The sequence below is a fragment of the Paenibacillus sp. F411 genome (assembly GCF_017582705.1).
Taxonomy (GTDB): Bacteria; Bacillota; Bacilli; order Paenibacillales; family Paenibacillaceae; genus Paenibacillus_AQ; species Paenibacillus_AQ algicola.
The window spans coordinates 324,555-334,954 of sequence record NZ_JAGFIP010000001.1; the positions used below are offsets into that span (position 1 = coordinate 324,555).

A 10,400-nucleotide genomic window follows, 5' to 3' on the forward strand; every position below is an offset into this window, starting at 1 on the left:
GAGGAGAAATGGATGGAGACACGTATTGGAAAGCTGCAGACCTGTTCGGTAATCAAGCGCCACCCGCAGAACCCGATTTTGACCAGAGAGCATGTTCCTTATCATCCTGCATTGGTATTTAATGCGGGGGTAACAAAGTATCAAAATCAATATGTCATGGTATTTCGCAATGACTATGGAGATCCGGTCAAGCAAACACTGGCTCCCTCTCATACTACAAACATCGGAATTGCCTTCAGCAGTGACGGGATCCATTGGGACGTGAAACCGGAGCCGATCTTTCACTTGAAGGATGAGGAGTTTATTCGCGCTTATGATCCTCGTCTAACTGTGATTGATGGACGTGTGTATATGTGTTTTGCGGTAGATACTCGCCATGGACTGAGGGGAGGGATCGCTGTCACTGATGATTTCGAGCATTTTGAGATTCTAAGCTTGACGGTGCCGGATAATCGCAATATGGTTTTGTTTCCTGAAAAGATTCATGGAAATTATGTGAGATTGGAGAGGCCGTTTCCTGTCTACAGTCGTGGCAGAGATCGGTTTGATATGTGGATGTCGGAATCGCCGGATTTGAAATATTGGGGGAACGCTCAATTGGTGCTTGGGGTGGAGGATGTTCCATATGCCAATGACAAGATTGGACCAGGGGCTCCGCCAATCAAGACAAAATACGGGTGGCTGACGACCATTCACGCGGTAGACATCGATCAATCCAGAGGAAAAAACGGCTGGGAGGATACCTGGAAGAAAAGATACACAGCCGGGATCTGCCTGCTCGATTTGAACAACCCTCATAAAGTACTAGGGCTGTACAAAGATCCCTTAATTGCACCCGAAGCGGATTACGAGCTGGAAGGCTTTAGAACCAATGTCATTTTTCCAGGAGGCATGATTCTGGAGGATGACGGTGAAGTGAAGATTTACTATGGCGCTTCTGATACTGTGGAGTGTGTGGCTACCGCTGATGTCGATGACTTGGTCAAGCTGTGCCTGGAGCAGTCCGTAATGAAATAGGCAGCTAGTTTTATAGCGAAGCCTGCAGGTCACTATTGTGGCGTGCAGGCTTTGTGCTTGTTGTCGTTGTCGTTGTCGTTGTGAGCATCGTTTACTGCAAGCGTATTGAGTCGTAGTCGTTCGGCACTTGCGCACGTCAGGTGCGCCAAGCAGCGCTGTTAGGCTAACGGTTGCTAGAGTGCTTATTGCGGCTAATTTGCTGATTACGTAACTCTAACGGTTGTGACAGTGCTTATATACCTGATTACGTGCGGTTGGTCCCCAATAGACTCGATTAGCGTGTCTCACAACCGTTAGAATGGGGGCGCTCCCGAAAAGGACTAAATAGCACCTGTGACAACCGTTAGCTTGCGGCGCCCTTCGGGCGCCCCTTAGGCGCACCTCGGGCGCAAGCCCTAGATGGTTTATTCTGTAGTTGCCGCCTATTTTTACAGCTAAACGCTTTCAGATAGGGTATGATAGACAGGAATACTACACCTAGTCAAACCCAAAGGAGCGAAAGCCGATGCTGGCATTGAAATGCACTCAAAAGCTGCTTAAAGATATGAAAACAGCCCCGGTGGAGCTAGAGCATACCTATCCATTCTTTAGCTGGCATGCGAATCTATTGCAGCTACAAAAAAAACATATCATTTTTGTCAATGACGCAACCCGGTTGGGCTTCCTCGTTGACGGAATTCGAAGCGGGCAAGTGGCAAAGCTGAAGGAGACATTCGTCACTGGAGTCAAAGAGTATTTACAGCTGGAGGGTGTGAGAAGAGGGCTGGTAGAGCAGTATTTTCTGGAGGCTGGAGAGATCAGCATGGGGAAAACGAATGACCGAAGCGTCCTTGGAACCTTGAATGAAATGAGCTTTTATAGCCAAACTATGAGATTTGATCACACCCATGACCTCAGTGCAATGTTAAACAGCATGATCTATAAACCGATTGATTACGAAGAGCCGATTCAAGTATTTAAAAAAGAAATAATGAACAGGTACTCATAAGCTGTCAAATATGAACTTCATCTAACATAGAACTGCGGCAATTGAAATCAGGTTCATGCATAATGAAAGGAGTGTTGCCTAATGGGTAAAAGCAATCCTCAATCAGATTTTCAATCAGAAGCAGAGTCCCAAAAGACATTAATACACTTGCCGGGATCCGGGCGTAATTATGTGATGGGGCCGATGCGTAGTGTGTTTCTTGCCGATGGTCCTGAAACAAATGACCGCTACTGTGTGTCTGAATGGTGGCTGGATGCTCAAAGTGATGGCCCCGGTCCGCACTGTCATGAAGAGCACGAGGAGCTGTTCTATGTGATTGAAGGTGTAATGTCTTTTTTGGTAGGAGATGAGAGTCTGGACGCCCCGAAAGGAACGTTCATCCGTATTCCACCGAATGTTATGCATGATTTTATGAATAAAAGTAAGGCGCGCGCGGGGGTGCTTAATTTTTATATGCCTGGCGGTTTCGAAGAGAAGATGCCCAGCCTGGTTCAGTGGTACGAGCAGCACAACCAGCAGAACAGGGATAGCCAATGAACCTGGCAGTTGATTAGACCGCTCTATATGATGCTTGATGTTACCATCCAAGGATAGGAGAAATGATACATGGCAAATCATAAAAGTATATACGATAATGAATCGGACATGTATGAAGACATGATTGCTCGGCAGCCGGATATGTTGGAAATCATCAGGGACATTCGGTCTGTAGAAGGGCTGGACGTGCTGGATCTCGGTGCAGGTACAGGCAGACTGGCCGCGACCATCGCGCCCCGGGCACAATCGGTGGTCTGTACCGATGTATCTTCAGCAATGCTGGAGCGGCTGGACCAGAAACTAAACAATCTGTCTATCCCCAAAAACTGGAGCACGTGCGTAGCCGATCATCGCGAGCTTCCGTTAGCTGATGCCTCTGTAGACCTGGTCGTTTCCGGGTGGAGCATCTGCTATTTGACTCACTCCGGCATTGAGGACGGTCCGAAACAGTTAGAGCGGATTCTGCAAGAGATTGAGCGAGTGTTAAAACCGCAGGGCACCGTGATAATTATTGAAACGCTGGGCACAGGCACCACCACACCTGCTCCACCCGATTTCCTGGAGTCCTATTTTTCCTTACTAGAGAAGCACTACGAATTCTCACACCGCTGGATCCGTATGGATTACAGCTATGATCACCCGCAGCAGGCTGTGGAGATGATGACTTTCTTTTTCGGAGATGAGCTCGCAGCCCGGATTAAAGAGCATCAATGGTCGACCGTTCCAGAATGTGCAGGCATTTGGTACAAGCATTATAAATAGTCTGAGATACATCTCGCAAGAGAGGATGAGAGAAATGAATTTTGTTGTCATTGTTATAATCATTGCCTTCGCCGGAGTAATTAGCAATCAGTACTCGGGACTCCAGCAGATGAGAAAGCTGCAGAGTTCGTTAGATTCGATCAACCGGAAGCTGGACAGGATCACGAAGGAGAAGCTTCATGATAACGATTAGAAGTGCAGAGATCGAGGACATTTCACAGATTCAGCGAATTGCCCGAGAGGCTTGGCTGCATACGTATAAAGAGCTTTACTCTCCAAGCTTTATCGATCATTTCCTGCGCCATGCTTACGCTGAAGACAGTCTGAGGAGATCTCTGGAGAAGGACAAGCAGCAGGAGCTTCCTGGATTTCTGGTGGCGGAATTGGATCACCAGCTTGCCGGCTTTGCACAGCGAAGGCAGCTTCAGGAGGGAGAGCATGAAATCCTGAGAATGTATGTGCTGCCCCGGTATCATCAGCGTGGGATTGGTCGGGCATTCCTGAGACAGTATACTCATGATCTGAAGTCAGGCGTGCTGATTGCCTGGGTGGCGAAAGAGAATCGTATAGCTATCCCTTTTTATGAAAAATCCGGCTTCTATGCTGCGGAGGAGAAACATGAAGTGCTGGAAGGTCAAAGCAAAACACAAGTTAAATATGTGCTTAAGCTTTGAGAAGGCTCAGCCGCACGTTCAGATTAGTATTCTAGAGTGGGTGAATCACACAAGCAAGGAGGGTGGAAGCGATGGAGCGATCCACGGTCATGCAGGAGCTGTCGTCTCTTGGCAAAGAACGTACCCGAAATATCTATTTGTCCCAAGGCGCTCGCGAGCCGCTGTTCGGGGTGGCAACAGGTGCCATGAAGCCGCTGGCCAAACAAATCAAAATCAATCAGTCCCTGGCTGACGAGCTGTACGCTACAGGTAATTACGATGCGATGTATTTCGCTGGCATCATTGCTGATCCTGCTGTCATGACAGAAGCGGATTTCGAGACCTGGATAGAAGGAGCGTATTTTTATATGCTGTCGGATTATGTTGTCGCCGTCACGCTCGCCGAATCTGAGCGGGCTCAAACGGTCGCTGACCGCTGGATCCAGAGCGGAGAAGAATTGAAAATGTCTGCAGGCTGGAGCTGTTACTGCTGGCTGATGGGCAACCGTCCTGATGATGCCTTTGACCGGCTCAAGCTGGCAGGTCTGCTTCAGCAGGCTCAGGATTTCATCCACAGCTCGCCGGAGAGAACCAAAGCGGCAATGAACAATTTCATTTATACAGCAGGAATTTCGTATGTGCCGCTGCATGCGGAGGCTGTAGAAACAGCCCGGCAGGTGGGCGTCGTAGAGGTCAAACGTGGCAATTCCAAGACGAGCCGTCTTGATGCATATCACAGTATCCAGAAGGAGGTTGAAAAAGGCAGGCTGGGCTTTAAACGCAAATACGTCCGTTGTTAGCTGATGAGCTATGGAGATTTTTCAGACAGTGCCGGAGGGGATCATAGTCGGTGCTGTTTTTATTTGCTAAAAAGATGGTATAATATATAGCTGGTTAACAACCCCGACTGTGTCTTATTTTTTCAAAAAGGGTGAATAAGAGCATCAGCCCTGTACATACTGTGAACACGGACAGCGGGAAGAACGGAGGACAGCTATGGTACTTACCATCACGATTATTATTGCAGTGCTGTTTGCATTGTGGGGAGCCATTGCTCCCGACCAGCTAGCTAGCGTAGCCGATCGGGCATACGGGTTCTCGATTCAGAACTTCGGCTGGTTTTATTTGATTGCCACCTTGTTTTTTCTCGTATTTGCATTGTATCTGGCGTTCAGCCGCTTCGGCAATATCAGGCTGGGCGATGATGACGACGAACCGGAATATTCCACGTTGTCCTGGCTATCCATGCTATTTAGCGCCGGGATGGGAATCGGGCTCGTATTCTGGGGCGTGGCTGAGCCCCTGTCTCACTATCTGGCTCCGCCGGAGGGCGCGGTTGGAGGGACGGTAGAGGCCGCCCGTTTAGCGATGAGATATTCCTTTTTCCACTGGGGTCTGCATCCGTGGGCCATTTATGCAGTCATTGCGCTCGCGCTGGCTTACTTTCAGTTCCGCAAGAATTATAAGGGTCTGGTCAGCTCCACGTTCATTCCTCTTCTGGGGGAGCGTGTCGTCAACGGCTGGGTCGGCAAAGCGATCGATATTCTCGCCGTTCTGGCTACCGTGTTTGGAGTTGCGACCTCGCTGGGTCTGGGCGCACTGCAAATTAACGGCGGCCTGAATCATCTGTTCGGAGTGGCCGATTCCACGCGGAATCAGGTGATCATCATTCTGATCGTAACGGTGCTGTTCCTGATCTCTGCGAGTACAGGCCTGAACAAGGGGATCAAGATTTTGAGTAACACCAATCTGGTCATTGCTGTGCTGCTCATGCTGTTTGTATGGATCGCGGGACCGACTGCGTTTATCTTCGACACCTTCACGACGACGCTCGGAAATTATGTCCAGAATATCATTGTCATGAGCCTGAGGCTGACCCCCTTCTCGCAGGGAGCCTGGGTCGGGATGTGGACGCTGTTCTACTGGGCATGGTGGATCGCCTGGGCACCCTTTGTGGGCACCTTTATTGCCAGAGTATCCAAAGGCCGCACGATTAAGGAGTTTGTTATTTATGTGATGCTGGTGCCAAGTGCCTTCGGCTTCATCTGGTTCTCGGTGTTTGGAGGAACCGGACTGCATCAGGAATTATTCGATCTTGGGAATGTTGCCCAAGCCGTGAAAGAAAACACGACCACTGCTTTGTTCATTACACTGGAGCATCTGCCCCTCGGTGCAGTCATTGCCTTTATCGCAACGCTGCTCATCATGACCTTTTTCATTACCTCGGCAGATTCCGCGACCTTTGTGCTTGGAATGCTGACCTCGGACGGAACCTTGAATCCGACGCTGAAGGTAAAAATGACCTGGGGCATCCTACAGTCCTTCATTGCGATCGTGCTGCTGCTAAGCGGCGGGCTAAGCGGTCTGCAGACCGCCTCTATTGTGGCCGCGCTTCCGTTTGCGCTCGTCTTGATCGGAATGTGCTTCTCCCTCCTGCGAGCCCTGCAAATGGAGGACAAGGAGCGGAGGCGTAAAGAGAAGCGTATACAGCAGAAGCTGCGCCGGATGATGGAAGCAGAAGAGAACGGACAAGCCTAATAGAGCATCAAGAGATCATTCGATGGGAAGAAGCCTGAGCTTGCTTGGCTTATCTTCCCTGGAATGGTCTTTTTTTGTATATCATGACAAAGTGGGTTAGAATTTAGGATGATTCCTATCATAACTTCAGAGGGAGTGAACATGCATGTTCAACACACGACCCAAAAAGTTAGTCTGGGCACTTCTGGCAGTGTTCCTGGTGATTGTTAGTTTAAGCTTTTATGAATACGTAACTATGAAGGTGTTTCAGCCTAATGCCAAACAATTCGACCAAGCGCTATTGACCGCTGTAGATCAAGGAGATACGTTCAACATGTCCGAGCTTGTTGCATTGGAGTGGGATACACTGTATGTCTTTCCTCCATATACGTCCAAGCAGCAGATGGAGGAGCTTGTGGGCACTTCATGGACAACCTCTTCCTATCTGGGCTATTATGTTGTGGATAAGAGCTCCTTGGGACAACATCCGCTTGATGATGAATCCTTCAATAACTTGGTGCTTGTACAGAAGGGGAACGTAGTGCTGGATCGGACGTTTACCCGAAGAGAGGTGGATTTGACGCATTTACCTTCCAGAATTTCTCGAGACGATGCGCGCTTCGAGGTGCAGGACCGGGTATTGAAGCAGGCAGACATTGAATCATGATAGGACTGGCTAGATACACATCTAACATAAGGGAGTGAGATGCTTGCAAAAAATCGCGATCATTACAGGCGCCAATTCAGGTATGGGCTTGGCGTCGTCGGTAGAGCTGGCAAGGAAGGGCGTTAAAGTAATCATGGCATGCCGCAGTCTGGAGAGGGGACAATCCGCGCTGAAAGAAGCGAAGGAGCGAAGCGGATCGAATGATCTGGAGCTGATGCTGTGTGATCTGGCGGATCTGAACAGCATCCGCGCTTTTGCTGCGCAGTTCCAGGAGAAATATCACGTGCTGGATGTGCTGCTCAATAATGCTGGCGTAGTAATGACCCGCCGGAAGGAAACGGCTCAAGGATTCGAGATGGATCTTGGGGTGAACCACCTAGGGCATTTTCTGTTGACGCATTTGCTCCTGAAATCGCTGCTGGCAGCAGAGCAGGGGCGGGTGGTTACAGTAGCCTCGGGTGCATATAAGGCGGGGAACATCCGTTTTGACGATCCATTTATGACCCGAAGATATCATCCAATCAAGGCGTATGCCCAATCCAAGCTGGCGAATGTTTTATTCACCAAAGAGCTGGCCGACCGACTGCAGGGCAGCCGGGTGACCGCGAATTGCGTTCACCCCGGCGCCGTAGCGACACAGATGGGGGTCAATCGTGAAACGGGATTCGGAAAGACTGTGATGAAGCTGTTGAAGCCATTTTTTCTCACGGCAGAGCAGGGAGCAGAAACGGCAATGTATCTCTCGCTCGCTCCCGAGCTTAGAGAGGTGTCAGGCCAATATTTCTACCAGAAGAAACCTCAGCAGCTGATATCCAAAGCCAGAAACAAGCAGGATGCGGTGCGTTTGTGGGAATGGAGCTGTGAACAGGTTGGCGTGGAATACGAGCTGCCGAGAGTGTGAGGCATTCCTGCAGCAGGGGGATGAGCAGGCTATGTCCGCTTCAGGCGCTGTCTGGCAGAATCCTTATTCGGAGTCATCGGCTCATGGCTGCCCGCTCTTGCCAGCCCGTATACAGGCATGTTACTATACATCGTTTCGTAGGAGCCATTGTCCACAAGATACGTTTCATGGTAGATGCCGACCGTATCACTGGCTCCTACCTTAAGGTTGAAATTTCTCCATGCCTTGAGATGAGATGCACCGTTCCGGGCATAATGCTCCAGCTGTTCGAACGACCGCCAATACTGAACAAGCATCACTTCCCGCCAAGACATGTAATAAGACGCGTGCAGGAAGCCGAGGCTTTTATTGCGGTACAGCTCCTGTAGCATGGGGCTCATTGCAAGTGTAACGGGCAGCCACTTATGAATAGCCCATGCTTTGTTAATCCGCACTCCAATAATAAAAACCACAAAAGGGCCTTCAATCTGTGCTGTAAACCGTCCGGGATAAATGGTTCCCATATTCTCACTCCTCTGATGAATGTTCCAGAAGCCGGAGATGAATTTCGTAGAAGCCGATAACATCTGCCGAAGCATACTGCTGAGCAGTCAAATAAGACCCATAAAATATAGTGAAAAGAATCTTGACCGCATCTTCTGCCGATACATCCTGCCTTAGAGTACCTTCTTCTTGAGCCTCTTTCATGCTGCGCAGAAAGAACCGGTACAGATCCGGTGTTGCACTTCCAATTTCTTCATTGCCGGGAAACAACAGCTTGATCTCAGCCTGACTTAATTCCTGCAAGTGAGGATGCATCTTCATTTCTGCCAGAAAAGAAATCAAGCTCGGCAAAATACCCGGCATGTGATGGGACTGCTCGGCGACCTTCTGCAGAAGATAGCGGATGGAAGCGAAGCCGCGTCTATGATCCCGCTCGATCTCAATGATACGTCCGGTCAGCCAAACACGCATGAAATAGACAAGCACGTCTTCTTTTTTAGGGTAAAATTTAAAAAACGTAACTCGTGACACTTCTGCCTTTCTGCAAATATCCTCCACCATCACCTCGTGAAACATTTTGTCTTCCATCAACGACAGACTAGCCTCATACAATGCAATCTTCGTACGGGCCTTCTTGATTTCTCTTAACGACGTATCTGTAAGCATCTGGGATGACCACCTCTTTTAGTTAACTCATGTTAATAACTTAACTCAAATTAACTAAAGTGTCAAGATGACCAATTGTGATTGATTATGCAGTTAATTATGCAGAGATTGATTTGCTCCATTTTACATAAAAACCAAGCTTTTTTAATAAAATTTACAAAGATAAATATATTTACTCAAGTACACTTTGTTGCATATAATGGAAGTGACTATTTATACAAAAAAATGCCAGAAAGGGGAAGTGTATGTCGAAGAGTCATGAGCTTCATGTCGTTGTCGGTACGGGACCGCTAGGTTTAGCTGTGATGGAGGAATTACTGCATCGGGGACATGTCGTTCGCATGGTTAACCGGAGCGGGCAGGCGACGGTGCCTGATGGCGTGCAGGTCGTCAAGGGTGATGCCACTAACGCGGTAAGTATTTCTCAAGCCTGTAGAGGGGCATCCGTTATCTACCATTGTGCCAAAGCTCCTTATACAGAATGGCCGGAAAAGTTTCCGCCTATTATGGAAGGCATAATCGGAGCAGCGGCGGCAGAACAAGCCAAATTGGTATATGGCGATAATTTGTACATGTACGGAGTGAAGCGCGAGCCATTGACGGAAAATTTACCGAATGCTGCAACAGGGCGCAAAGGCAGAACAAGAGCTCAGATGTCAGACCGATTAATGGCCGCGCACCGCGAGGGTGTGGTTCGAGCTGTCATTGGCCGCGGCTCCGACTTTTACGGTCCAGGTGTGCTGGATTCTGCATTGGGAGAGCGTGTTTTTAGGGCCGCACTTGAAGGCAAGCCGGCAGAGGTGCTCGGAGACATCGACACCCCCCATACCTATATTTATATCCGTGACTTCGCAAGAGGACTCGTGACGTTGGGCGAACGTGAGGAGGCACTCGGCCAAATCTGGCATGTGCCCTCCGCAGAAGTGATCACAACCCGGGAGTTAATAACGATGGCCTACAAGTCAGCAGATCAGCAGCCAAAATTTCGAGTGGCACCTAAGGCCTTTGTGTCGATGATGTCACTGTTTAATGCCAACATGAGGGAGCTAAAGGAGATGCTTTATTTGTATGAGCACCCCTTCGTCGTGGACAGCAGCAAGTATGAACGTGCTTTCGGCAAATTAACGACCCCTCACCATCAGGCTGTCCTCGAGACCATGAATTGGTTTAAGCTCACAAACGTTGTTGCAGGAGCAAGATAATATATCT

The 10,400-nt window shown here is 49.1% G+C and carries 13 protein-coding genes; 11 read left to right on the forward strand and 2 right to left on the reverse strand.

Going from position 1 to position 10,400, the window contains the following annotated elements; genetic code table 11:
- Nucleotides 1-12 precede the first annotated feature (12 nt).
- The 10 genes from JJQ72_RS01485 (at nt 13) to JJQ72_RS01530 (ending at nt 8,042) form a co-directional block, all read left to right on the forward strand.
- Nucleotides 13-1,017, forward strand: a complete 1,005-nt coding sequence (locus JJQ72_RS01485) for a glycoside hydrolase family 130 protein (protein WP_208202493.1) — start codon at nt 13-15, stop codon at nt 1,015-1,017.
- 505 nt (nt 1,018-1,522) lie between these two features.
- A complete protein-coding gene (locus tag JJQ72_RS01490; RefSeq protein WP_138226285.1) occupies nt 1,523-2,005 on the forward strand; it encodes a DUF6933 domain-containing protein in 483 nt (160 codons plus the stop codon).
- Nucleotides 2,006-2,086: 81 nt separating this feature from the next.
- Entirely contained in the window at nt 2,087-2,542 is a 456-nt protein-coding gene (locus JJQ72_RS01495) for a cupin domain-containing protein (protein WP_208202494.1), read from the forward strand.
- 69 nt (nt 2,543-2,611) lie between these two features.
- Nucleotides 2,612-3,304, forward strand: a complete 693-nt coding sequence (locus tag JJQ72_RS01500) for a class I SAM-dependent methyltransferase (protein WP_208202495.1) — start codon at nt 2,612-2,614, stop codon at nt 3,302-3,304.
- A gap of 34 nt (nt 3,305-3,338) precedes the next feature.
- Nucleotides 3,339-3,497: a hypothetical protein gene (locus tag JJQ72_RS01505; RefSeq protein WP_208202496.1), complete on the forward strand. Its 159-nt coding sequence runs from the start codon at nt 3,339-3,341 to the stop codon at nt 3,495-3,497.
- Complete coding sequence (locus JJQ72_RS01510) at nt 3,484-3,978, forward strand: GNAT family N-acetyltransferase (RefSeq protein WP_138226282.1); 495 nt, start codon at nt 3,484-3,486, stop codon at nt 3,976-3,978. The genes JJQ72_RS01505 and JJQ72_RS01510 overlap by 14 nt, the downstream gene beginning before the upstream one ends.
- Before the next feature lie 71 nt (nt 3,979-4,049).
- The gene (locus JJQ72_RS01515) at nt 4,050-4,757 is read left to right on the forward strand and encodes a DNA alkylation repair protein (RefSeq protein ID WP_138226281.1); all 708 of its coding nucleotides are present in this window, start codon (nt 4,050-4,052) and stop codon (nt 4,755-4,757) included.
- A gap of 196 nt (nt 4,758-4,953) precedes the next feature.
- Nucleotides 4,954-6,495, forward strand: a complete 1,542-nt coding sequence (locus tag JJQ72_RS01520) for a glycine betaine uptake BCCT transporter (protein ID WP_138226280.1) — start codon at nt 4,954-4,956, stop codon at nt 6,493-6,495.
- A gap of 145 nt (nt 6,496-6,640) precedes the next feature.
- Nucleotides 6,641-7,141 carry a hypothetical protein gene (locus tag JJQ72_RS01525; protein ID WP_208202497.1) on the forward strand — a complete coding sequence of 167 codons (501 nt, stop codon included), beginning with the start codon at nt 6,641-6,643 and terminating at the stop codon, nt 7,139-7,141.
- 43 nt (nt 7,142-7,184) lie between these two features.
- Nucleotides 7,185-8,042 carry an SDR family oxidoreductase gene (locus tag JJQ72_RS01530; RefSeq protein WP_279591674.1) on the forward strand — a complete coding sequence of 286 codons (858 nt, stop codon included), beginning with the start codon at nt 7,185-7,187 and terminating at the stop codon, nt 8,040-8,042.
- A 29-nt stretch (nt 8,043-8,071) separates the two neighbouring features.
- On the opposite strand, the gene JJQ72_RS01535 is transcribed toward JJQ72_RS01530, so the two are convergent.
- Nucleotides 8,072-8,545, reverse strand: coding sequence for a DUF4188 domain-containing protein (locus JJQ72_RS01535; RefSeq protein WP_138226278.1), 474 nt, complete (start codon nt 8,543-8,545; stop codon nt 8,072-8,074).
- Nucleotides 8,546-8,549: 4 nt separating this feature from the next.
- Nucleotides 8,550-9,191, reverse strand: coding sequence for a TetR/AcrR family transcriptional regulator (locus JJQ72_RS01540; RefSeq protein WP_208202498.1), 642 nt, complete (start codon nt 9,189-9,191; stop codon nt 8,550-8,552).
- Nucleotides 9,192-9,436: 245 nt separating this feature from the next.
- Between JJQ72_RS01540 and JJQ72_RS01545 the strand changes: the two genes are divergently transcribed.
- Nucleotides 9,437-10,393, forward strand: coding sequence for an SDR family oxidoreductase (locus JJQ72_RS01545; protein ID WP_208202499.1), 957 nt, complete (start codon nt 9,437-9,439; stop codon nt 10,391-10,393).
- Nucleotides 10,394-10,400 lie beyond the last annotated feature (7 nt).

What these genes read in the sequence shown, in the direction of transcription:
- JJQ72_RS01485 (WP_208202493.1), top strand. Translation starts at nt 13, where the DNA reads ATGGAGACACGTATTGGAAAGCTGCAGACCTGTTCGGTAATCAAGCGC.
- JJQ72_RS01490 (WP_138226285.1), top strand. Translation starts at nt 1,523, where the DNA reads ATGCTGGCATTGAAATGCACTCAAAAGCTGCTTAAAGATATGAAAACA.
- JJQ72_RS01495 (WP_208202494.1), top strand. Translation starts at nt 2,087, where the DNA reads ATGGGTAAAAGCAATCCTCAATCAGATTTTCAATCAGAAGCAGAGTCC.
- JJQ72_RS01500 (WP_208202495.1), top strand. Translation starts at nt 2,612, where the DNA reads ATGGCAAATCATAAAAGTATATACGATAATGAATCGGACATGTATGAA.
- JJQ72_RS01505 (WP_208202496.1), top strand. Translation starts at nt 3,339, where the DNA reads ATGAATTTTGTTGTCATTGTTATAATCATTGCCTTCGCCGGAGTAATT.
- JJQ72_RS01510 (WP_138226282.1), top strand. Translation starts at nt 3,484, where the DNA reads ATGATAACGATTAGAAGTGCAGAGATCGAGGACATTTCACAGATTCAG.
- JJQ72_RS01515 (WP_138226281.1), top strand. Translation starts at nt 4,050, where the DNA reads ATGGAGCGATCCACGGTCATGCAGGAGCTGTCGTCTCTTGGCAAAGAA.
- JJQ72_RS01520 (WP_138226280.1), top strand. Translation starts at nt 4,954, where the DNA reads ATGGTACTTACCATCACGATTATTATTGCAGTGCTGTTTGCATTGTGG.
- JJQ72_RS01525 (WP_208202497.1), top strand. Translation starts at nt 6,641, where the DNA reads ATGTTCAACACACGACCCAAAAAGTTAGTCTGGGCACTTCTGGCAGTG.
- JJQ72_RS01535 (WP_138226278.1), bottom strand. Translation starts at nt 8,545, where the DNA reads ATGGGAACCATTTATCCCGGACGGTTTACAGCACAGATTGAAGGCCCT.
- JJQ72_RS01540 (WP_208202498.1), bottom strand. Translation starts at nt 9,191, where the DNA reads ATGCTTACAGATACGTCGTTAAGAGAAATCAAGAAGGCCCGTACGAAG.
- JJQ72_RS01545 (WP_208202499.1), top strand. Translation starts at nt 9,437, where the DNA reads ATGTCGAAGAGTCATGAGCTTCATGTCGTTGTCGGTACGGGACCGCTA.